The organism is Pleurocapsa sp. FMAR1 (genome assembly GCF_963665995.1).
Classification (GTDB): Bacteria; Cyanobacteriota; Cyanobacteriia; order Cyanobacteriales; family Xenococcaceae; genus Waterburya.
This window is the reverse complement of the sequence record NZ_OY762512.1, coordinates 5,247,471-5,270,278: the sequence shown is the minus strand read 5'-3', so window position 1 is coordinate 5,270,278 and position 22,808 is coordinate 5,247,471. Positions and strand designations below refer to the sequence as shown.

At 39.2% G+C, this 22,808-nt stretch carries 19 protein-coding genes; 6 read left to right on the top strand and 13 right to left on the bottom strand.

The window, feature by feature from the left end; translation table 11 throughout:
* Positions 1-51: 51 nt before the first annotated feature.
* From SLP02_RS25555 to SLP02_RS25545, 3 genes are all read right to left on the bottom strand, one after another.
* Complete coding sequence (locus SLP02_RS25555) at positions 52-744, bottom strand: response regulator transcription factor (protein ID WP_319423507.1); 693 nt, start codon at positions 742-744, stop codon at positions 52-54.
* Positions 738-1,937: a sensor histidine kinase gene (locus SLP02_RS25550; RefSeq protein WP_319423506.1), complete on the bottom strand. Its 1,200-nt coding sequence runs from the start codon at positions 1,935-1,937 to the stop codon at positions 738-740. Before SLP02_RS25550 ends, SLP02_RS25555 begins: the two co-directional genes overlap by 7 nt.
* 359 nt (positions 1,938-2,296) lie before the next feature.
* Positions 2,297-2,470 (bottom strand): hypothetical protein, encoded by a 174-nt coding sequence (locus SLP02_RS25545; protein ID WP_319423505.1) that lies wholly within the window; start codon positions 2,468-2,470, stop codon positions 2,297-2,299.
* Positions 2,471-2,676: 206 nt separating this feature from the next.
* Between SLP02_RS25545 and SLP02_RS25540 the strand changes: the two genes are divergently transcribed.
* Positions 2,677-3,395 (top strand): IS1 family transposase gene (locus tag SLP02_RS25540; RefSeq protein WP_319423053.1). Its coding sequence is split into 2 segments (ribosomal slippage): positions 2,677-2,965 and positions 2,965-3,395, totalling 720 coding nucleotides; the frame shifts between segments, so codons are not numbered across the junction.
* A 342-nt stretch (positions 3,396-3,737) separates the two neighbouring features.
* Here SLP02_RS25540 and SLP02_RS25535 read toward each other — a convergent pair.
* The gene (locus SLP02_RS25535; protein WP_319423504.1) at positions 3,738-7,535 is read right to left on the bottom strand and encodes a two-partner secretion domain-containing protein; all 3,798 of its coding nucleotides are present in this window, start codon (positions 7,533-7,535) and stop codon (positions 3,738-3,740) included.
* 211 nt (positions 7,536-7,746) lie between these two features.
* Here SLP02_RS25535 and SLP02_RS25530 point away from each other — a divergent pair, with 211 nt between their 5' ends.
* Positions 7,747-8,124 carry a hypothetical protein gene (locus tag SLP02_RS25530; protein ID WP_319423502.1) on the top strand — a complete coding sequence of 126 codons (378 nt, stop codon included), beginning with the start codon at positions 7,747-7,749 and terminating at the stop codon, positions 8,122-8,124.
* Between the two features lie 17 nt (positions 8,125-8,141).
* Here SLP02_RS25530 and SLP02_RS25525 read toward each other — a convergent pair whose 3' ends face one another.
* Entirely contained in the window at positions 8,142-11,957 is a 3,816-nt protein-coding gene (locus SLP02_RS25525) for a two-partner secretion domain-containing protein (protein WP_319423503.1), read from the bottom strand.
* A gap of 211 nt (positions 11,958-12,168) precedes the next feature.
* Here SLP02_RS25525 and SLP02_RS25520 point away from each other — a divergent pair, with 211 nt between their 5' ends.
* Positions 12,169-12,546, top strand: coding sequence for a hypothetical protein (locus SLP02_RS25520; RefSeq protein WP_319423502.1), 378 nt, complete (start codon positions 12,169-12,171; stop codon positions 12,544-12,546).
* A gap of 17 nt (positions 12,547-12,563) precedes the next feature.
* On the opposite strand, the gene SLP02_RS25515 is transcribed toward SLP02_RS25520, so the two are convergent.
* Positions 12,564-12,869, bottom strand: coding sequence for a hypothetical protein (locus tag SLP02_RS25515; RefSeq protein ID WP_319423501.1), 306 nt, complete (start codon positions 12,867-12,869; stop codon positions 12,564-12,566).
* Positions 12,870-13,590: 721 nt separating this feature from the next.
* The gene (locus SLP02_RS25510; protein WP_319423500.1) at positions 13,591-13,974 is read right to left on the bottom strand and encodes a hypothetical protein; all 384 of its coding nucleotides are present in this window, start codon (positions 13,972-13,974) and stop codon (positions 13,591-13,593) included.
* A 124-nt stretch (positions 13,975-14,098) separates the two neighbouring features.
* Here SLP02_RS25510 and SLP02_RS25505 point away from each other — a divergent pair, with 124 nt between their 5' ends.
* On the top strand, positions 14,099-14,359 hold the full coding sequence (locus SLP02_RS25505) for a hypothetical protein (RefSeq protein ID WP_319423499.1): 261 nt from the start codon (positions 14,099-14,101) through the stop codon (positions 14,357-14,359).
* 163 nt (positions 14,360-14,522) lie between these two features.
* Here SLP02_RS25505 and SLP02_RS25500 read toward each other — a convergent pair whose 3' ends face one another.
* The 6 genes from SLP02_RS25500 to SLP02_RS25475 all read right to left on the bottom strand — a co-directional run bounded on the left by SLP02_RS25500 (position 14,523) and on the right by SLP02_RS25475 (position 21,057).
* A complete protein-coding gene (locus SLP02_RS25500) occupies positions 14,523-15,212 on the bottom strand; it encodes a hypothetical protein (protein WP_319423498.1) in 690 nt (229 codons plus the stop codon).
* Between the two features lie 532 nt (positions 15,213-15,744).
* Positions 15,745-16,677, bottom strand: coding sequence for a filamentous hemagglutinin N-terminal domain-containing protein (locus SLP02_RS25495; RefSeq protein WP_319423497.1), 933 nt, complete (start codon positions 16,675-16,677; stop codon positions 15,745-15,747).
* Between the two features lie 196 nt (positions 16,678-16,873).
* The gene (locus SLP02_RS25490) at positions 16,874-18,790 is read right to left on the bottom strand and encodes a pre-peptidase C-terminal domain-containing protein (RefSeq protein WP_319423496.1); all 1,917 of its coding nucleotides are present in this window, start codon (positions 18,788-18,790) and stop codon (positions 16,874-16,876) included.
* A 157-nt stretch (positions 18,791-18,947) separates the two neighbouring features.
* On the bottom strand, positions 18,948-19,622 hold the full coding sequence (locus SLP02_RS25485) for a ShlB/FhaC/HecB family hemolysin secretion/activation protein (RefSeq protein ID WP_319423495.1): 675 nt from the start codon (positions 19,620-19,622) through the stop codon (positions 18,948-18,950).
* Positions 19,579-20,376: a ShlB/FhaC/HecB family hemolysin secretion/activation protein gene (locus SLP02_RS25480; protein WP_413467293.1), complete on the bottom strand. Its 798-nt coding sequence runs from the start codon at positions 20,374-20,376 to the stop codon at positions 19,579-19,581. The genes SLP02_RS25485 and SLP02_RS25480 overlap by 44 nt, the downstream gene beginning before the upstream one ends.
* A 501-nt stretch (positions 20,377-20,877) precedes the next feature.
* Positions 20,878-21,057 carry a DDE-type integrase/transposase/recombinase gene (locus SLP02_RS25475; RefSeq protein WP_319423732.1) on the bottom strand — a complete coding sequence of 60 codons (180 nt, stop codon included), beginning with the start codon at positions 21,055-21,057 and terminating at the stop codon, positions 20,878-20,880.
* A 391-nt stretch (positions 21,058-21,448) separates the two neighbouring features.
* Between SLP02_RS25475 and SLP02_RS25470 the strand changes: the two genes are divergently transcribed.
* Both SLP02_RS25470 and SLP02_RS25465 read left to right on the top strand, forming a co-directional pair.
* Positions 21,449-22,078 carry a hypothetical protein gene (locus SLP02_RS25470; RefSeq protein WP_319423494.1) on the top strand — a complete coding sequence of 210 codons (630 nt, stop codon included), beginning with the start codon at positions 21,449-21,451 and terminating at the stop codon, positions 22,076-22,078.
* Between the two features lie 51 nt (positions 22,079-22,129).
* Positions 22,130-22,795 (top strand): response regulator transcription factor, encoded by a 666-nt coding sequence (locus SLP02_RS25465; protein WP_319423493.1) that lies wholly within the window; start codon positions 22,130-22,132, stop codon positions 22,793-22,795.
* The last annotated feature ends 13 nt before the right edge of the window (positions 22,796-22,808 follow it).

Genomic DNA, 22,808 nt, shown 5'->3' with positions numbered 1-22,808 from the left:
AAATCTTCTCAGTAGTTAAAACTTAACCAAAATAGTTGAATGAAATTACGACTAAATTAGATTCATTCTGATGGCTGCCACAATGGCTTGTGTCCGACTTGTTACCTGTAGTTTCAAAAAAATATTAGTGAGATGAGCCTTAACAGTAGCCACTGAAATGTAGAGTTGCTTTGCAATTTGATCGTTTGAGGCTCCTTGAACAAGCCAGTATAAAACTTCGTTTTCTCTGTTGGACAGATTGCAGGACTGACCAAGCTGTAAGGGTAATGAAGCTTGGTTTTTTTCGAATTTTCTAAAGAAGCCAGTGGCAACTTCAGGCGGTAAATAGATTTGGTTTTGCATAACAGTGGCGATCGCATCTAGCAACTGCTGTGAAACCTGACCCTTAAATACATAGCCATTTGCCCCCAACTGCATAGCCTGATAAATCCAGTAGTCTTCTTGATGACCCGATAGAACAAGGGTTCTACTCGATATATTACTGTCTCGAAGTTGCTGTAAGAGGGAAAGACCATCCCCCTCAATTAATTCCATATCAATTAGAATTAGGTCGGGACTATACTGCTTGGCAAGGGACAAAGCCAAAGCTGGATAATCCGCTGCCCCAATCACTTCAATGGCTCGATCCTGAATTTGGGAGCAGCCTAGGAAAGTTCTGACTCCAGCCCGGAATTGGTGATCGTCATCGACTAAAAGCACTGATATGGTTTTGGTTTCTTTTGTTTGTGTCACTTGGGTTAACATGCGGTATTGTCCTCTGATAAGTTAATGAATGGAATTAATCGAGGTAGAGTAATGAAAAATTCTGCTCCTTTTCTAGGTGCATTTTTTGCCCATAGTTTGCCTCCGTGATCGAGTACAATTTTCTGGGCAATGGCTAATCCTAAACCTGTTCCCTCCGAACGGCGGGTATAAAAAGGCTTGAATAGCTTTTGTAAATCCTCTGAGGATAGACCAAGACCTTCATCTCTCAAGGTCAGCAAAACATCGCCCTGCTGCTCTTGCCAATTAATAAAAATCTTTGCCCCTTGGGGGCTAAAATGAATGGCGTTACTTAATAAATTACTAATAGCCTGTTTAATTTGAAGCGGATCGATTTTTAAAGTAAGTGGACGATCGGCACAACAAATTTGCAGATCTTTTTCCAAAATCCACCCTTGAAATTCTTCCACGGTTTTATGAACGAGACTGCAGATATCTTGTGGTACAAGCTGCAACTTTTCACTACTTGCAGACTGCACGATCTCAGTGAGAGTTCGATCTAAGTCCTGAGCAGTCTTGCAAATAACTGAAGCTTGTTTTTGCTCCTTACTCTTAGGCAGAAGCTGACTAAGGTTATGAGCATAGAGATTAATTAAAGCCAAAGGATGACGTAACTGGTGCCCTACTCGTTGAACAAGATCTTCTAAAATTTGAATCTTCTGGCGATGTTGCCAGTTTTGTTGATGTTCGTCTAAATATTCACCTATACTGGCAGCAGTTCGCTTGATAAATTGCCGATGAGTATATGACAAAGGTCTATTGGCAAATAGTAGTAAGTATTGATTAGGCTGCCTTATTTCACCAAAATGACAGTAATAAAAGCCTTTTTCTAGTATCTCTGAATCAATCGGCTTTGGCGAGAGGGCGGATGAAGCATTAGCTAACCAACCTTCGGTTTGTAAGTAATCCAAGCTCTCTTTTGCAAAAGGGAAAGGCATTTGAGAGGCTTCAAGAACTTGTTGGCAATCGGGCATCTGCGGATCTTGATAAACCACTTTCGTCCATTGAATCTGTAATTGAGCTGCCAATTGATCGATTTGTAGCTGCAAAAAATGCTTTAGTTTCTGGGTGAAATACTGGGGAGTTCCCTTTTCGGATTGAGGACTTAGATTTTTTAAGAGTTTTATATGTATGGAAGGAGTTCGATCAGAAATACTGCGATCAACGAGTTGCATTGGTTTTCTCCTAAATGATTCGTGTTGTCTTCTTAATAGATGTAGCAAAGATGGACTTATGCACTTATGGCTAAAAAAAGCGTTGCGACCCCCGCGCATGGTTCGCCAGTTCCCTGCGGAGGGAAACCCGTCCGCAGGACTGGACTCACCGCGTCGACGTAAGGCGCAAGACAAAGGCTTTAGCCGCATGTACGCGCACCAAGACAGGCAAATTAACGCCCCCATGTGATGAATTGTAGTCATTCGTAAATCACAAAGGTAATAAAAATGGGTTGGTTAGACTTTGGACGTTAAAACCCCTGAAAATCAATCTGGCTTGACTAGTTACTAGGCAGTACATCTTTCGCTAAAACGACTTTTTACCAATTGTCCGTATTACCAGAAGATACATACAATTCGTAAATAGGATAATTAGTTAAATTAGTGGAAATAAAATCTAGTGGATGGGCATCTGCTTTTTGGGCAGTAAGAACTAACGTGGGTAGTAATAAAACTGATGTAACTAAAGAATGAATTTGTAGTTTATTTAACATCTTCTTGCCCCTTCATTAAATAGGCGATTCGTTTGTTAATTACAATTTACCTAATCTAAAAAGATGAATAAACTACCTTTTCTGTGTAATCACTTGCTGTTTTATTCCTTGAAGCTGGCAGAAAAATGCCACAGTGGTTATCAATTTTTAGGTAGTCCTAAAGATGTAAGGATATAAAATAGGAAATTGTAGATCATTTGATTTCCATGCCAGTAGATTTGCCATCTTGTCCATCATGTAATTCAGAACAAATTGTTAAAAACGGTCACATTCACAATGGCAAGCAAAATTATAAATGTCGCGACTGTGGTAGACAATATGTGGAAAATCCACAGAATAAAATGATCGACCAACCAACCAAAAACTTGATTGACAAATTACTCTTAGAGAAGATTCCTTTAGCTGGAATTGCCCGAGTTACAGAAGTTTCAGAACCTTGGTTACAGAGTTATGTCAATGCTAAATACGAATCAGTTTCTCAGCAAGTTAAAGTGAGAACAAAAGAAAAGGAAAATTAACGATTCAGTGTGATGAAATGTGGTCATTTGTCGGTAATAAAGCCAATAAACAATGGATTTGGTTGGCTTTGGCTGCAAAAACTAAAGAAATAGTCGGGGTTCATATCGGCGATCGCCGTCGTCATGGAGCGAGAAAGCTATGGCAATCTTTGCCCTCAGTCTATCGACAGTGTGCCGTTTGTTATAGTGACTTCTGGGAAGCCTATGAACAGGTAATTCCTTCAAAACGCCATCAAGCGGTGGGGAAAGAGAGAAAAACCAATTACATAGAACGATTTAATTGCACAATGCGACAAAGAGTTTCTCGATTAGTCAGGAAGACTCTATCGTTCTCTAAGAAAATCGAAAATCAGATCGGGGCAATCTGGTATTTTGTCCATCATTACAACACGTCCTTACATCTTTAGGACTACCCAATATGTATTTTTAAAAAGCGAAGCAGAACGCTCAAGCCCACAAAAAGTGAATGCTTTATTTAAAAAAATCCCAATGTAAAGAATAATACAAATTGTTTGACCTGCTTCCTCTATATTTATAGCTTTAGGCAATCTTGCAGTTTTCTGCCAAATAGCGATCGCCTTTAAGCATTTACTCTATTTAAATATGGACATTATTCTGAATGACAGTGGAACTCCTAATGGCTGCTCATCAGTTGTTGAATACAATGACTTTATGAATACATGGTCAGACCACGACTCTTTTGTCGCGAGCGCCGATAATCCTTTCGTTTAAAATTAAAAGAAGTTAGTTTATCGGGAACACTGGCGACTCAACACTAACTTGCCATTAGCTAAACGATAAGCCCCTTGGGGTTCAATAATAGGGTTGCCTGGTTGCCAACCAGTTGGCTTTTCAGGTACATTCCGCACTTCTCCTGTCGGATATTTAAAAGGTAGATTATCTCCAGGACGTACTGGTAAGCTTTCAGTCCCAGTAATAATAAATTTACCCTGGCTTCTATTACCTACTGGCACAACGCAACTATTAGCCACTAATTCATCGGTATTAATCGAGTTATTTGGTAAATCATTAAGACTGTTTTGAATAAAACTCACATCGGGAATAGCAACCGAACCCGATACTGCTCCTGTCGCATTGACATCAGCGCGAGAGTTATTGTCTAGAGTACTAGGATCGGCAGTTAGAGAATTGAGAGTAAAGTTCTCCCCAAAGTAAGCAGGAGTATTTAAGGTAATATTGCCTCCTTTTCCTTCTGGTGCAGAAGCAAAGATATCGCTATCGTCAAAAGCAATAACCGAATCAGCAGTTATATTGATATTTCCGCCACTACCTTGCCCAGAAGCAATATCGCTAGTGAGATCGCTGTTGCCTCGAAGCTTTATGTCCCCTGCATTAATAGTTAAATTACCCCCTGAAGATTGGGTTGAACTAGTAGAGATTGAGCTATCTGTTGCTTGTATAGAATTGGCTATATTGAGAGTAATATCTCCTGCATCAAAATTAGTTTCGCTAACACTTGAAATAAATGCATTATTATCTAGATTGAGAGAATTTGCCTTAATTTCTAGTTTTCCAGCATTCCCTTGACCAAAAGTACTAGCAGCAATTGTTCCACCGTTTCTTGCAACTAAATTTCCTGTTTGAATATTAATATCGCCACCTTCACCTCTGCCACTTGGAAGGGAGTCTGAAGCCTGACGAACTCTAACGTCTAATAGTCCTCCATTAGTTAGAGATAAAGAACCCGCTTTGATAGTTATATCGCCACCGTCGCCTTTGCCACCAGCTTCCACACTACTAAATGAAGCACTGCGTAATCCATTATTCTCTAATCCATCAAAAGTAACGTCATTTCTTGCTTGAATAGTTATATCTCCAGCATCACCCCGTCCGCGAGTCAAGGAATTAATTTGAGAGCCATTAGCCACCGACAGCGAACCAGTCGTAATCTCGATTTGACCAGCATTGCCAACCGCATCACCACTCCCGACATTGTTGAGAATAGATGAACTAGTATCGAGAGAAATTGAATTATCGGCGGTAATGGAAAGATTACCTGAATTTCCTTTGCCTAAAGTACTAGCAGCAATTGTTCCACCGTTTCTTGCAACTAAATTTCCTGTTTGAATGTTGATATCGCCACCGTCGCCTTTGCCACTTGGAAGGGAGTCTGAAGCCTGACGAACGCCAACGTCTAGTCCTCCATTAGTTAGAGATAAAGAACCCGCTTTGATAGTTATATCGCCACCGTCGCCTTTGCCACCTGCTTCGACACTACTAGCTGAAGCACTAAGCAATCCATTATTATCGAATCCATCAAAAGTAACGGCATTTGAGGCTTGAATAGTTATATCTCCCGCATTACCCTGTCCGCGAGTAAAGGAATCAATTTGACTACCATTGGTTACCGAAAGAGAACCAGTATTAATCTCAATTTTACCTGCATCGCCCACCGCGTCAATACTCTCAACGTTGTTGAAAATATATGAACTAGTATCGAGAGTAATTGAATTATCGGCTGTAATGGAAAGATTCCCCGTATCTCCTTTGCCAAAAGTACTAGCAGCAATTGTTCCACCGTTTCTTGCAACTAAATTTCCTGTTTGAATGTTGATATTGCCACCATCACCTTTGCCACTTGGAAGGGAGTCTGAAGCCTGACGAACGCCAACGTTTAGTCCTCCATTAGTTAAAGATAAAGAACCCGCTTTGATAGTTATATTGCCACCATCACCTATAGCACCTGCTTCGACACTACTAAGTAAAGCACTTCCATCAAAAGTAACGGCATTTCTTGCTTGAATAGTTATATTTCCTGCATTACCCTGTCCGCGAGTAAAGGAATCAATTTGACTACCATTGGTTACCGAAAGTGAACCAGTATTAATCTCAATTTTGCCAGCATCGCCCACCGTCTCACTCCTCTCTACATTGTTGAAAATATATGAGCTAGTATCGAGAGTGATTGAATTATCGGCGGTAATGGAAAGATTACCCGTATCTCCTTTGCCTAAAGTACTAGCAGCAATTGTTCCACCGTTTCTTGCAACTAAATTTCCTGTTTGAATATTAATATCGCCACCATCACCTATAGCACCTGCTTCGACACTACTAAATGAAGCACTTCCATCAAAAGTAACGGCATTTCTTGCTTGAATAGTTATATTTCCTGCATTACCCTGTCCGCGAGTAAAGGAATCAATTTGACTACCATTGGTTACCGAAAGTGAACCAGTATTAATCTCAATTTTGCCAGCATCGCCCACCGTCTCACTCCTCTCTACATTGTTGAAAATATATGAGCTAGTATCGAGAGTGATTGAATTATCGGCGGTAATGGAAATATCCCCAGCATCTCCTTTGCCAAAAGTACTAGCTGATATTTTAGCGCGATCGCTCAGACTTAGATTATCTGTGTTAATGGTTAAATTACCGCCATTACCTTGTGCTTGAGATAGAACAGTAGTAAACAAACCACTAGCAAATTGTCCATCACTGCTAGTCGCTGCCAATTCTATATTAGAAACGCGAACAGTAACATCTCCGCCATCTCCTTGTCCAAAAGTAGAAGATGCTATTTGACTACCATTGAAAACTTGAAGAGAATTAGCATTAATGAAAATATCTCCAGCATTGCCGACTGCTTCTGAACGTATTTGATTTAGAATAAAGCTTTCATCTACTGCTATATTGTCAGTTGCATTAATTGTAATATCTCCCGCTTGAGCATCAGGTAAACCCGAATTACTGGAAATACCAGCATAGAGACCACTTCCTGAAAAAATATCAATATTTTTAGCCGCGATCGCAATATCTCCACCTCCATTTCCAATAACAAAAAATCCAGCACCATTAGTTAACGAGACATCTCCTCTGGCAATACTATCGGGAATATTAAAACTCCCATTGCTATTTAATTCGACAATACCTTGTCCTGCTATTGCAGCAATATCGATGCGACCACCACTTGCGACTAAAACACCACCATCAACGTTAACATCGCCACCAAGTAGTGATAAATTCTGACCATCTGGTACTCTCAATCCAATGGAATTATTAGCGATCGCACCTGGAGAAAGCTGATTAAAGAAATAAGCAGACGGATTTATTGTTAATAAATTCGGTGATTCTGGATTAACCGCACTAAAAAAACCTTGTTCGCCAAACTCAACCCCATCGGCAGTAGTGGCAGTAAAAGATCCCTGCACATCTAAACTCGCACCTTGACCAAAAATAATGCCATTAGGATTAATCAAAAACAAATTAGCTGCACCATCAACTCCTAACGTACCTAAGATATTTGAAGGATTTCCCCCTGTAACGCGAGAGAAGATATTAGTTACAGCATCAGGATTAGCAAAATATGCCCCTCTGCCTGCATCCACATTAAACTCTTGGAAACTGTGAAAGAGGTTTTGTCCCCGTACTGCACCACCATCTATACTTTCGCTGGTAGCATCTCTAGTATTAACTACCGAACTTTCAGCACCTAAAGTATTGTCGGGGGTAATCTGGGAAAAGGCGCGCTCGCATTTAAAGATTAATATTCCACTAACTACAAGACTATAAAATAAGAGAGATCGCATCTGCCACATCTCCAGAATTTTTTTGATGCCGTTTTTAATAGTTTTACTAAATCCTCTAGTTTTTTAGGCGAGCGTGTCAAGTCTTTGTCAAAATTTATCCAGCAAAGCAAAAGCATTGGCAATTCTCCTAAAAGGGCAATGTAATCCCTAACTATTAGTTTTATTCCAAGATCGAAGCTTAATCGAATAACTTATTAAGGGAGCGAGATCGATGGATTTAACTTATAGTTCTACTACTTTACAAAGCCTTAAAAGTCTGGCAATTGAAACATATAGGTCATATAATACCTCTTTTGCTACTTTGCAAGATGCTTTGTCAATGGGAGATAAACCCATCGTTGGGCTAGATGGTAATAAAATTTGGCAGCCTCAATATGACCAGTACGGTAATAGCTTAGAGCAAAAAGACGCGGATCATGCTGTTTGGGTAACTGGTATTAACTACGAATTTGATGGCTCGGTGGACATTATTCTGAATGACAGTGGAACTCCTAATGGCTGCTCATCAGTTGTTGAATACAATGACTTTATGAATACATGGTCAGACCACGACTCTTTTGTCGCGAGCGCCGATAATTCTTTTGTTTAAAATTAAAAGAAGCTAGTTTATCGGGAACACTGGCGACTCAACACTAACTTGCCATTGGCTAAACGATAAGCCCCTTGGGGTTCAATAATAGGGTCGCCTGGTTGCCAACCACTTGGCTTTTCAGGTACATTCCGTACTTCTCCTGTCGGATATTTAGAAGGTAGATTATCTCCAGGACGTACTGGTAAGCTTTCAGTCCCAGTAATAATAAATTTACCCTGGCTTCTATCACCTACTGGCACAACGCAACTATTTGCGACTAATTCATCGGTATTAATCGAGTTATTTGGTAAATCATTAAGACTGTTTTGAATAAAACTCACATTAGGAATAGAAACTGTACCAGATGATACTGCACCTGTAGCGTTGACATCAGCGCGAGAGTTATTGTCTAGAGTATCGGGATTAGCAGTTAAAGAATTGAGAGTAAAGTTTTCTCCAAAATAAGCAGGAGTATCTAAGGTAACATTGCCTCCTTGTCCTTCTGGTGCAGAAGCAAAGATATCGCTGTCGTCAAAAGCAATAACCGAATCAGCAGTTATATTGATATTTCCGCCACTGCCTTGCCCAGAAGCAATATCGGTAGTGAGATCGCTGTTGCCTCGAAGCTTTATGTCTCCTGCATTAATAGTTAAATTACCCCCTGAAGATTGGGTTGAACTAGTAGAGATTGAGCTATCTGTTGCTTGTATAGAATTGGCTATATTAAGAGTAATATCTCCTGCATCAAAATTAGTTTCGCTAACACTTGAAATAAATGCATTATTATCTAGATTGAGAGAATTTGCCTTAATTTCTAGTTTTCCAGCATTACCTTGACCAAAAGTAATAGCATTAATTCTGCTTCCGTCAGCAATTGTTAGAGCATCATCCACATCAATATTGATATTACCACCTTTACCTCTGCCACTTGGAAGAGACGCTGAAGCCTGACGAACGCCAACGTCTAATTTTCCTCCATTAGTTAGAGATAAAGAACGAGCTGTAAGATTGATATTTCCTCCATCGCCTTTGCCACCTGCTTCGACACTACTAAATGCAGCACTGAATAATCCATTGTTACCGAATCCATCAAAAGTAACGTCATTGGAGGCTTGAATAGTTATATTTCCCGCATTACCCTGTCCGCGAGTAAAGGAATCTATTTGACTACCATTGGTTGCTAAAAGTGAACCAGTATTAATCTCAATTTTGCCAGCATCGCCCACCGCGTCAATACTCTCGACATTGTTGAAAATATATGAGCTAGCATCAAGAGAGATTGAATTATCGGCTGTAATGAAAATATTCCCCGTATCTCCTTTGCCTGAAGTACCAGCAATAATTTGTCCACCGTTTCTAACAACTAAATTTCCTGTTTGAATGTTGATATCGCCACCGTCGCCTTTGCCACCTGCTTCGACACTACTAAATGAACCAGTGGCTAATCCATTATTATCTAATCCATCAAAAATAACGTCATTTCTTGCTTGAATAGTTATATTTCCCGCATTTCCTCGTCCGCGTGTAAAGGAATCAATTTGACTACCATTGGTTGCTGAAAGAGAACCAGTCGTAATCTCAATTTTGCCAGCATCGCCAACTGCATCAATACCTTGGACGTTATTGACAATCCTTGAGCCAACATCGAGAGAAATTGAATTATCGGCGGTAATGAAAATATTCCCCGTATCTCCTTTTCCTAAAGTACTAGCATTAATTTCTCCACCGTTTCTAACAACTAAATTTCTTGTTTGAATGTTGATATTGCCACCATCGCCTTCACTACCTGCTTCGACACTACTAAATGAAGCACTGGGTAATCCATTATTATCGAATCCATCAAAAGTAACGGCATTTCTTGCTTGAATAGTTATATCTCCAGCATTGCCTCGTCCACGAGTAAAGGAATCAATTTGACTACCATTGGTTGCTGAAAGAGAACCAGTCGTAATCTCAATTTTACCTGCATCGCCAACTGCATCAATACCTTGGACGTTATTGACAATAGATGAACTAGTATCGAGAGAAACTGAATTATCGGCGGTAATGGAAATATTCCCCGTATCTCCTTTGCCTAAAGTACCAGCATTAATTTGTCCACCGTTTCTTGCAACTAAATTTCCTGTTTGAATGTTGATATTGCCACCATCGCCTTCACTACCTGCTTCGACACTACTAAATGAAGCACTGGGAAATCCATTATTATCGAATCCATCAAAAGTAACGGCATTTGAGGCTTGAATAGTTATATCTCCAGCATTGCCCCGTCCGCGAGTAGCGGAATCAATTTGACTACCATTGGTTGCTGAAAGTGAACCAGTTGTAATCTCAATTTTGCCAGCATTGCCAACTGCATCACTACTCTCGACATTGTTGAGAATATATGAACTAGTATCGAGAGAAACTGAATTATCGGCGGTAATAGAAATATTCCCCGCATTTCCTCGTCCGCGAGTAAAGGAATCAATTTGACTACCATTGGTTGCTGAAAGCGAACCAGTTGTAATCTCAATTTTGCCAGCATCGCCAACTGCATCAATACTTTGGACGTTATTGAGAATATATGAGCTAGCATCAAGAGAAATTGAATTATCGGCGGTAATGGAAATATTCCCCGTATCTCCTTGTCCAAAAGTAGAAGCTGATATTTCAGCGCGATCGCTCAGACTTAGATTATCTGTGTTAATGGTTAAATTACCGCCATTACCTTGTGCTTGAGATCCAATATTAGTAAATAAACTACTTGAAAGTTGTCCATCACTGCTAGTCCCTGCCAATTCTATATTAGAAGCGCGAACAGTTACATTTCCGCTATCTCCTTGTCCAGAAGTAAGAGATTCTATTAGACTACCATTTAAAACTTGAAGAGAATTAGCATTAATGAAAATATCTCCAGCATTGCCGACTGCTTCTAAAGAAACTTCATTTGCGACTCTACCGTTATCTACTATTATATTGTCAGTCGCATCAATTGTAATATCTCCCGCTTGAGCATCAGGTAAACTAGAATTACTGAAAACACCAGCATTCAAATTACTTCGTGAAAGAATATTAATATTTTTAGCGGCGATCGCAATATCTCCACCTCCATCTCCATAAACTAAAAATGCAGCACCATTAGTTAACGAAACATCTCCTCTGGCAATACTATCGGGAATATTCAAACTCCCATTGCTATTTAGTCCAATAACCCCTTGTCCTGCTATTGCACCAAGATCGATTCGACCACCACTTGCGACTATACCACCACCATCGACGTTAACATCGCCACCAAGTAGTAATAAATTCTGACCATCTGGTACTCTCAATCCAATGGAATTATTAGCGATCGCACCTGGAGAAAGCTGATTAAAGAAATAAGCAGACGGATTAATCGTTAATAACTTCGGTGATTCTGGATTAACCGCACTAAAAAAACCTTGTTCGCCAAACTCAACCCCATCGGCAGTAGTGGCAGTAAAAGATCCCTGCACATCTAAACTCGCACCTTGACCAAAAATAATGCCATTGGGATTAATCAAAAACAAATTAGCTGCACCATCTACGCCTAATGTGCCTAAGATATTTGAAGGATTTCCCCCTGTAACGCGAGAGAAGATATTAGTTACAGCATCAGGATTAGCAAAATATGCCCCTCTGCCTGCATCCACATTAAACTCTTGGAAACTGTGAAAGAGGTTTTGTCCCCGTACTGCACCACCATCTATACTTTCGCTGGTAGCATCTCTAGTATTAACTACCGAACTTTCAGCACCTAAAGTATTGTCGGGGGTAATCTGGGAAAAGGCGCGCTCGCATTTAAAGATTAATATTCCACTAACTACAAGACTATAAAATAAGAGCGATCGCATCTGCCACATCTCCAGAATTTTTTTGATGCCGTTTTTAATAGTTTTACTAAATCCTCTAGTTTTTTAGGCGAGCGTGTCAAGTCTTTGTCAAAATTTATCCAGCAAAGCAAAAGCATTGGCAATTCTCCTAAAAGGGCAATGTAATCCCTAACTATTAGTTTTATTCCAAGATCGAAGCTTAATCGAATAACTTATTAAGGGAGCGAGATCGATGGATTTAACTTATAGTTCTACTACTTTACAAAGCCTTAAAAGTCTGGCAATTGAAACATATAGGTCATATAATACCTCTTTTGCTACTTTGCAAGATGCTTTGTCAATGGGAGATAAACCCATCGTTGGGCTAGATGGTAATAAAATTTGGCAGCCTCAATATGACCAGTACGGTAATAGCTTAGAGCAAAAAGACGCGGATCATGCTGTTTGGGTAACTGGTATTAACTACGAATTTGATGGCTCGGTGGACATTATTCTGAATGACAGTGGAACTCCTAATGGCTGCTCATCAGTTGTTGAATACAATGACTTTATGAATACATGGTCAGACCACGACTCTTTTGTCGCGAGCGCCGATAATTCTTTTGTTTAAAATTAAAAGAAGCTAGTTTATCGGGAACACTGGCGACTCAACACTAACTTGCCATTGGCTAAACGATAAGCCCCTTGGGGTTCAATAATAGGGTCGCCTGGTTGCCAACCACTTGGCTTTTCAGGTACATTCCGTACTTCTCCTGTCGGATATTTAGAAGGTAGATTATCTCCAGGACGTACTGGTAAGCTTTCAGTCCCAGTAATAATAAATTTACCCTGGCTTCTATCACCTACTGGCACAACGCAACTATTTGCGACTAATTCATCGGTATTAATCGAGTTATTTGGTAAATCATTAAGACTGTTTTGAATAAAACTCACATTAGGAATAGAAACTGTACCAGATGATACTGCACCTGTAGCGTTGACATCAGCGCGAGAGTTATTGTCTAGAGTATCGGGATTAGCAGTTAAAGAATTGAGAGTAAAGTTTTCTCCAAAATAAGCAGGAGTATCTAAGGTAACATTGCCTCCTTGTCCTTCTGGTGCAGAAGCAAAGATATCGCTGTCGTCAAAAGCAATAACCGAATCAGCTTCAATAGCTATATTTCCCCCGCTTCCTTTTCCTACAAAAATATTAGTCGTAAGATCGCTGTTGCCACGAAGTTGAATATCTCCAGAGAAGATATTTAAGTTACCTCCTGAAGATTGAGTTGAACTAGTAGAGATGAAGCTATCAGTTGCTTGTAGAGAATCGGTTACATTAAGATTAATGTTTCCTGCATTAAAATTAGTTGTGCTGACACTAGAAATGAATGTATTATTATCTAGGTTAAAATTAGCATTACCTTGACCAGAAGTAGCAACATGATTTCGCTTCCGTCAACAATTGTCAAAGTATTATCTACATTAATATTAATACTACCGCCCTGACCTCTGCCACTGGAAGAGAATCAAAAGCCTTACGAACGCTAGCGTTTAATTTTCTTCATTAGTTAAAGATAATGAAGAAAATCAGCATTGATATTCACTTCTCCAGCATTACCTTGACCAGAAGTAGCAACATTGATTTCGCTTCCGTCAACAATTGTCAAAGTATTATCTACATTAATATTAATACTACCGCCCTGACCTCTGCCACTTGGAAGAGAATCAAAAGCCTAGCACGAACGCTAGCGTTTAATCTTCCCCCATTAGTTAAAGATAATGAACCTGCCTCAAGATTAATATTTCCCCCGTTTCTGGCATTGCCTACACCACCAGCTTCAACGCTGCTAGATAAACCACTGGGATTGCCATTACTATTGACTCCATCAAAAGTAACGGAATCGGTAGCATTAATGCTTATATCTCCTGCATTACCTTGTCCGCGAGTAAAGGAATTAATCTGAGAGCCATTGGTAGCGGAAAGTGAACCAGTAGTAATATCTATTTTGCCAGCATCGCCCACCGCGTCAATACTCTCGACACTGTTGACAATATCCAAAGCATCAAGAAAAATTGAATTATTGGCTGTAATGGCAATATTACCCGAATCTCCCTGACCAGAAGTACTAGAACTAATTAGTCCGTCGTTTCTGGCAACTAGATTTCCTGTTTGAATATTAATATTGCCACCTTTACCTCTGCCACTTGGAAGAGAATCAGAAGCCTCACGAACGCTAGCGTTTAATAGCGCACCATTAGTTAAAGATAATGAACCTGCCTCAAGATTAATATTGCCACCGACTCCTACACCACCAGCTTCAACGCTGCTATATAAACCACTGGAATTGCCATTACTATCGACTCCATCAAAAGTAACGGAATCGGTAGCATTAATGCTTATATCTCCTGCATCACCTTGTCCGCGAGTAAAGGAATTAATCTGAGAGCCATTAGTAGCAGAAAGTGAACCTGTTTGAATATTAATATTGCCACCATTACCTCTGCCACTTGGAAGAGAATCAAAAGCCTCACGAACGCTAGCGTTTAATAGCCCACCATTAGTTAAAGATAATGAACCTGCCTCAAGATTAATATTGCCACCGACTCCTACACCACCAGCTTCAACGCTGCTAGATAAACCACTGGAATTGCCATTACTATCGACTCCATCAAAAGTAACTGCGTCGGTAGCTTGAATGTAATATCTCCTGCATTACCTTGTCCGCGAGTAAAGGAATTAATCTGAGAGCCATTGGTAGCGGAAAGTGAACCAGTTGTAATATCTATTTTGCCAGCATCGCCAACCGCATCACTATTCACATTATTGACAATATCCAAAGCATCAAGAAAAATTGAATTATTGGCTGTAATGGCAATATTACCCGAATCTCCCTGACCAGAAGTACTAGAACTAATTAGTCCGTCGTTTCTGGCAACTAGATTTCCTGTTTGAATATTAATATTGCCACCTTTACCTCTGCCACTTGGAAGAGAATCAGAAGCTCCACGAACGCTAGCGTTTAATAGCCCACCATTAGTTAGAGATAATGAACCTGCCTCAAGTTTAATATTTCCACCGACTCCTACACCACCAGCTTCAACGCTGCTATATAAACCACTGGAATTGCCATTACCATCGACTCCATCAAAAGTAACTGAATCGGTAGCATTAATGCTTATATCTCCTGCATCACCTTGTCCGCGAGTAAAGGAATTAATTTGAGAGCCATTAGTAGCAGAAAGTGAACCAGTTGTAATATCTATTTTGCCAGCATCGCCAACTGCATCACGAATCAAAACATTGTTGAAAATATAGGAACTGGCATCGAGAGAAATTGAATTATTGGCTGTAATGGCGAGATTTCCTGCATTCCCTACACCAAAAGTAGAAGCTGATACTTGAGCGCGATCGCTCTAAATAAACCACTGACTTAGATTATCTGTGTTAATGGTCAATCTCCTGCATTACCGCCATTACCTTGTGCTTGAGATCCAATACCTAGTAAATAAACTACATTGAAAGTTGTCTGCTAGTCCCTGACAATTCTATATTAGAAGCGCGAACAGTTACATTTCCTCTTGATCTCCTCGTCCGCGAGAAAGTAAGAGATTCTATTTGACTACCATTTTGCCAATCGCCAACTTGGACATTATTGAGAATATAGCATTAATTGAAAATATCTCCTGCATTGCCTTGACTGCTTCTAAATCGCTAAACTTCATTTGCGTGTTAACTCTACCGTTATCTACTAGTTATATTGTCAGTCGCATCAATGTCCGAAATATCTCCCGCTTGGGCATCAGGCTTCATTTGAACTGTTATCTACTGTTATATTGTCAAATCAGGCGAACTCAAACTGCTATAAATGCCAGTTGTGATAGTACTTGCTGAATCAATTCTAATATTTTTGGCGGCGATCGCTATATCTCCACCGCCATCTCCAGTAACTGAAAATTTTGCACCGTTAGTTAACGAGACATCTCCTCTAGAAATATTATCTGAAATATTCAAACTCCCATTGTTGTTTAGTCCAATAACTCCTTCTCCTGCTATTGCACTAATATCAATTCGACCACCACTTGCTGTTAGTCCGCCACCATCCGCTTCAACATTGCCACCAAGTAGTAATAAATTCTGACCATCTGGTACTCTCAAACCAAAGTAACTATCATCGAAAGATGGTGAAGGATTAAAATCGGCAGAAGCTTGAGAATTGTTGGCGATCGCACCAGGAGCAACCTGATTAAATAAATAAGCAGAAGGATTTATTGTTAATAAATTCGGTGATTCTGCATTAATAGCACTGAAAGAACCTTGTTCGCCAAATTCAATCCCATCGGCAGTTGTGGCAGTAAAAGAACCCTGTACATCTAAAGAAGCACCTTCGCCAAAGACAATTCCATTAGGATTAATCAAATATAAATTAGCAGCACCATCTACGCCTAAAGTTCCTAAAATATTAGAAACATCATTACCAGTAACACGAGAGAAGATGTTAGTTACAGCATCGGGGTTGGCAAAATAAACTCCTCTATCCTCGCCGACATTAAATTCAGTAAAACTGTGAAAGAGATTTTGTCCCCGTACCGCACCACCATCAATGCTTTCACTGTTGGCATCTCTGGGATTAACAACCGAACTTTCTGTACCCATATCGTCTGGTATTATTTGAGATAAAGCGGGGTTGGCTTTGCTAAACAGAGTAGCAACCAGAATTAAAGAAGAAAGTTGTAAAGCAGAGGCGAGAAAAGCAGGTTTCATAGAGAAGATAGCAGCAGTTTTCTTTTCAGAATACCTGAAAACTCTTCACGTACTCTAATTATTAAGCTTTTTGTTAATATGTGTTTGTTGGAGATAAAGCGCAAATTCATTTGCATAGATATATACAACAAATGACCGAGAAATTAGCAATAATATGCCAGGCTAAGTGGCAACATCTATATTGAACGATTTCTCTCTAACCAAAGAGAGTATTTTCTTCATAAATACCCACTGTTTCTATAATGTTTTGAGTAATAGTACTCGAAGCATCAGTAGTGCTGATTAAAGATTGAGTAGCTTGCTGGGTAAAGCTATCAGGATAATATTCTGCTGCACCATAGTTAACGTTCCAACCGATATCCCGTAAAGAAGCGATTGTCATTTGGCTCAAAGGCATAGATTCACCAGGATATTCTGCTGAGTGAGTCATTAATTCATTGCCAAAAACTTCTTCACGCCAATGAGCTAGATCCGAACCTGATCCTACTCCAGTAGTCAGAGGAATTGCTGTAGGTGCAAGATTATCGGACAATTGACCGTAAGCAATTCCTGCATAGGTATCGGCATTGTATGTGCCAGTAAGGGGATCGATTAGGTCATCCCATAGAGTACCAATACCCATCACATGACCAAATTCATGAATCATGACACGAGTAAAGCGTTCGAGATCGGAACTGAGAGCTTCTATAGCATTAGGATCGGTATTAATAGAGGAAATGCCATAGACAGGCATAATATTTCCGTTTAGGTCAGTTTCATTTGTGTAAGGTGCTGCGGAAGCTAAAACTCCGCCATCGGTTCCCCACTCTTGAACCTCTCCACCTACTTCGATAGTTAAAGTTTGATTACTATCAAAGCTGCTGTGAGAAATTACGTTTTCCCAAAAATCTGCTGCTTCATATATTCCATCAACCATTCCTTGACTCAAGCCTTCAGAACCCTGTCCCCAAGCAATTTCTATATTGAAAGCCAGAGGATCGCTAACGGCAGCAGTAAAATCAGTTTCTACAGTATAGTTTGTGGTTTGATTATCGCGAGTACCAACTTCTAAAAAATAGTCTCCTGAATCTAAAAAAGAACGAATTGACTCGCTATTGTTACCTATTTCCCATTGCCACGCTGTGACTTCTCCTTGATCGATCACACCATTAGCGTTAACATCATTAATCAAACGAATATCGGCATCGGCAGCTAATCCCGATAAATCCGCCGTAAAAATACCTGATTCGCTAACGCTAAATTCATAGTAGTCAACGTTGTCATTAATTCCGACGGTTTCTTGTGCGCTAAAATTAGCATTGAGATTTCCTAGTTGTAAAGCTGTATCAAGACTATTACCAGGGTCTTGTGCTGTAGGATTATCGCGAGGCTCAGAAGTTCCAGTAGTAGAAAGATTGAGAGTGTAATCAGTTTCAACCCCGTCATAGGAATTGACGCTAACAAAATAAGTACCAGGTTGTATCGTGTTACCGAAAGATTCTGCTTCTGTACCATAGTTTTGAGATACATCTAGCAATTCACCATTGCGATCGTATAATTTGACATCAGCATCACCATTTAAACCATCGAGAAAAAGACTAAAATCACTAGGTTGTGCGATTTCAAACTGATAAAAATCTGCTGTATCGCTGCTACCCACACTTTCGAGAATTGTTGTGTTGCCATTGATCGCACCTAGATTTAGTGCTGTATCAAAGGTTTCACCAGGGTCTGGTGTCGCGGAAGACGAATTAGAAAGAGCGAAGTTTAAGTTATAGTCGGTATCGTCGCCATCATAAGAAACTACAGAGGCATAATAAGTGCCAGCATCAAGAATACCACTAAGAGTTTCTGAAGCAGAATCAGAGTTTTCAGATAAACCAATTAAAATATCGTTACTATCAAAAATTCCTAGATCTGCATCTGCACTCAATCCTTCCAAATCAAGGTTAATTTCTCCAGTTCGATCTAATGTAAATTGATACAAATCTGTGGTGTCAATAGAACCGACAAACTCTCGAACGGTCAAACCGCTATTAAGTGTTCCTAAATTTAGCGCAGTGTTAAAGTTATCTCCTGGTTCTTGACTGTTATTGAGCGAAAAATTGCTGAATTCCCGTGTCTGCAATGTCATCTTTTTTTCCTCATTTGGCTTGATTGCTTAATTTGAAGAATAAGATTTATAGTCAGGAATTACATTCACCTTTTATGTCTGCTTTTTTTCCTTATTTGGCGCGGACTGTTGCACAAAACTGCCATGTTATTAAGTACGTACTCAGTGAATTTACAATTTAAAAAGGTTGATACCTAAAAGAAACATGAAAACCATTTTCTTGTAAAGAATTCCCCTGATTATTCACATCAATTAAGGGAATACCATAATCAACATTAAATAATAATCCGCCACCAATTGCCCAATCCATTCCCAGCCCGATACTAGCAATGGTAGAATTTTCAGGATTTGGTTCGTCATTATTCCAGCCCGTACCAAATTCAACAAATGGATTCAAATTTAAGGTACTAGGGTTTTTCGTGACGGGAATACGCAGTTCTAAAGTACCTAACACCCCGCTATCTGTCACCAGTTGGTTTTCTTCATAACCACGCACCGTACTAACTCCCCCAAGGCTAAATTTTTCTAGGGAAAGTAAAGAATCTCCTGTAAACTGACCGCCAACTCTAGCTATAAATAACACTCTGGGAGATAATTGCTTTACCCACTGAAATTGTCCCTGCCAAACCAAAAATTGACCGTCTGTCCCCGTATCATTAATCGTGGCATCAAAAGCATCAATGCCGATATTAAATTGCGATCGCGCTGCTAAAACGCTTTTGGCATCGCGCTTTACCCAATCTTGGGAAAAACGCAGCACTGTCGTGTTGGATTTACCGTTTTCCACTCCTACAGAAAAAGAATAAGGTTCATCTCCTAAAAAAGGTACGACGGCGACGGATGTCCAAACCAAAACCAAGGGTAAATTCTTGATTAGGAGAACGAGTTAGGGGTTGGCGCAAATCAACAGCATAGGATTCAGTTTCACTTTTGATATCTAAATCGCGAAATTGCGCTTCAATAATGCCACTATCACTATTGTTATAGCTAAAGCCAATCGTTCCATCATAAGCATTCCAAGGAATGGTATAGCCAACATTGTAAATATCCAAACCTTCTGTCACACCATATTCGGCAGATAGGCGATCGCCAAATCCTAAAAAATTACCATGAGCCAAATTAACGCTGCCTTGAAACTCGCCAATACTGGGTGCGCGATAGTTATTGACTCCAATACCTGCTGTAAAACTTCTAGCTTGTTTGACATTAATAAGCAAAACATTACTGCCAGTTTTTTGCCCTGCGGTTAATTCTGCATCCACAGTCTTAAACAAGGGATTGATTACTAAAAGTTGTAATCCTGTTTCTAAATCATTTTTGTTTAAAGGTTTTTGAGCAGCTAGTTCGAGGCGACTACGAAGATAACTTTCTTGAAGACGCTCTAATCCAGTAATCACGATATCTTCTAACTCTCCTTCTACTACCTGGATTGTGACAATACCATTACTTAGGTCTTGATTATTCGCCAAAAATGCCCCAGAAGTTACATAACCTTTGGCTAGATAAAGCTGGGTAATGCGAGAGCGCAAACATACTAAATCTTCAAAGGTAGCAGTGCGATATTTTAGTTGGGAGTTTTTAACTATCTGATCTATCTCCGACTGCAATACTGTATTGCCGACTACTTTGATGTCTCTAATTAAAAACCGATCTGCATAGTCTTTATTAGGTTGATTAACTGATAGCTCACATTGAGAAGAATTTAAACCACTAGGTATAGAAATTGTTGGTTTATCCTTTTCAGAAACAGGATTGGTTTCGGGAATGGGTTGTGTATTGGGGGGAATTGTTTGTTGCAGCGTTTCTCGTGGCGGAAGCTCGTCGGGTGCTGGTTGGGCATTTAAAGAAAGAGAGAATTTAACTAGACAATAGGCTGAAAATAGAAACTGTAAAGCCAGACGATAAATAGACTTTCTCCATTCAAATATCTTATTTGCTTGATGTAACTAAAAATTAATCCACGGTTGCGGTAAATATATAAAATACCTCAACCGAAAATTATTATTTTTCTTTCAAAAGAAGACCCTCACAGAAGAGTGATAGGCTGAATTTTGAACAGGGTTTAGCGGGGGAAAATCGTAGGTTTTTGACGTATTTTCTGAGTAAATCTATTGTAACACCTTCGTGTAACGATGATCTTGTTCGCTCAAATTATTCAAGTATTTAACTGCTCGATGTTCAACAGATTCGGGCAATAATCCAGACTCCTTCTCTTCCATCGCCTTGGGACAAGCTTTTGCTTTATCTATATTAATCACTCTGACTACATCTAAATGTTCTTGCTCAATAGCTTTGGAGAGGAATCGTCTTGAAGCGATCGCACTATTTCTAGATGTGAATCGATAAACATAATTTGTAAAGGTAAAATCAAGAATGTAGAGAAAGAAGATATTCTAGGTCAAATTAAGTTTATTCACTCTCTATTCGGGATAGCTGTGTAAAAGTGGAAAAAAGACAAGTTAATTTGAGGTTTATCTATTCTCTTTTACTTTTATCTCCGCTTTTTGCAACACTGCCAAAAATATTGATAGAACAGATATTGGGGAAAACTTGGCACTTTTAGGCATTACATCTCATTTAATAATTAATAAAATATTATTTACTATCGAAAACGATAGAGAAACTATAATTCTACGGTTAAAAATAGTTTTATAGGGAATTATCTAGTTGAGGTATGGAGTGGACAAAGCATTGCAATGGTGGTATCAAAAGGTATTAAAACAATTGGAGTCTGAGGCAAACTTGATTCGCGAGCAATTACTACAAGAATCTTTTGCCATACGCCGTAATTTAGAACTATCTTCGCTCAAGCCAAATGAATTAGCTAGCTCGTCTCGTCAAAAATGTGTGGCACAACTAGAACATTTTCATTCTACTCTCAAAGAATTAAGCGATCGCCTTTCTCCTCCATATATTAATGAAGGATTACCTTTTGCCTTACAATATTTGGTAACTAAATGGCGAGAACAATTTCCTTTACGTCAATTTGAATTAAACTCACCTCTAAACTGGCGACAAAAATCTCCAGCCCACGACTCGATCACATTCAATACTTTAGCGGAACTATTAAGTATTCAACTAGCAGAAAATCATTCTTATAATTTAACTGTTATTGACTTGAAACAAAATCAAATTAATCATCATAATCAGCTAAAAATTACTTTTGTCGAGCCAGGAGCAAATAAACAGTTGCCCAAAAAACACCAACAAGAGTTGAAGTATCTTCAAAAATCCTTTGAATGTTTAACCTTTGGTAGTTGTCAAAACATATTGAGCAAAGTTAGTAATATTTGGTATTTTAAATGGTAAAGCTATTAGCATTTAAACTCCAGTTGACAAATATTGTAATAACAAATAGAAATGAACACAATCAATAAGATTACTAAAATATTAGTCATTGACGATCACGATGCCGTAATTAATGGAACTATAGACGCAATTTTTAGTAAATATTCTAGTGCTGATATTATCAAAGCAAAAACAACTCAAGAAGCTTTAGAAAAGCTAAATAGTTTTCCCGATCGAGACGTAGTGATTAGCGATCTTTCACTACCTGAAAAATTAGGTAATAAACCTCAGCCAGAAACAGGCATAAAACTGCTGAGAACCATCATGGAGAAATACCCTTCCCTCAATCTTGTGGTTCAAAGTGCTGATGCGAGGGCTTTAATTCGTTTGCGTCCTCAGATTAACGAACACGAAGGTGGTTTTACAGTAGCAGATAAAAGTGAACCAATAGACCAGATGTTGACTAAAGTTGAATGGTCACTACAGGGAATCAATTTTACCCCCAAAGAAATGCGTACAGGATTAGAATTAAAAGAAGAATGGCATAATTTATTAGAATTAGCTTTTAATCAATCTTTAACTGATAAAGAAATTGCTAAAAAAATGAGTATTGCCGAAAGAACCGTCAGAAATTACTGGACTAAGATTCAAGATGCTTTAGAAGTTTATCCAGAAGACGATAAAAACTTACGGTTACAAACTGAAAAGCAAGCTAGAGAAATAGGCTTAATTGATTAAATTAAACTATCTT

What these genes read in the sequence shown, in the direction of transcription:
- SLP02_RS25490 (WP_319423496.1), bottom strand. Translation starts at nt 18,790, where the DNA reads ATGACATTGCAGACACGGGAATTCAGCAATTTTTCGCTCAATAACAGT.
- SLP02_RS25555 (WP_319423507.1), bottom strand. Translation starts at nt 744, where the DNA reads ATGTTAACCCAAGTGACACAAACAAAAGAAACCAAAACCATATCAGTG.
- SLP02_RS25525 (WP_319423503.1), bottom strand. Translation starts at nt 11,957, where the DNA reads ATGCGATCGCTCTTATTTTATAGTCTTGTAGTTAGTGGAATATTAATC.
- SLP02_RS25520 (WP_319423502.1), top strand. Translation starts at nt 12,169, where the DNA reads ATGGATTTAACTTATAGTTCTACTACTTTACAAAGCCTTAAAAGTCTG.
- SLP02_RS25495 (WP_319423497.1), bottom strand. Translation starts at nt 16,677, where the DNA reads ATGAAACCTGCTTTTCTCGCCTCTGCTTTACAACTTTCTTCTTTAATT.
- SLP02_RS25465 (WP_319423493.1), top strand. Translation starts at nt 22,130, where the DNA reads ATGAACACAATCAATAAGATTACTAAAATATTAGTCATTGACGATCAC.
- SLP02_RS25535 (WP_319423504.1), bottom strand. Translation starts at nt 7,535, where the DNA reads ATGCGATCTCTCTTATTTTATAGTCTTGTAGTTAGTGGAATATTAATC.
- SLP02_RS25550 (WP_319423506.1), bottom strand. Translation starts at nt 1,937, where the DNA reads ATGCAACTCGTTGATCGCAGTATTTCTGATCGAACTCCTTCCATACAT.
- SLP02_RS25530 (WP_319423502.1), top strand. Translation starts at nt 7,747, where the DNA reads ATGGATTTAACTTATAGTTCTACTACTTTACAAAGCCTTAAAAGTCTG.
- SLP02_RS25545 (WP_319423505.1), bottom strand. Translation starts at nt 2,470, where the DNA reads ATGTTAAATAAACTACAAATTCATTCTTTAGTTACATCAGTTTTATTA.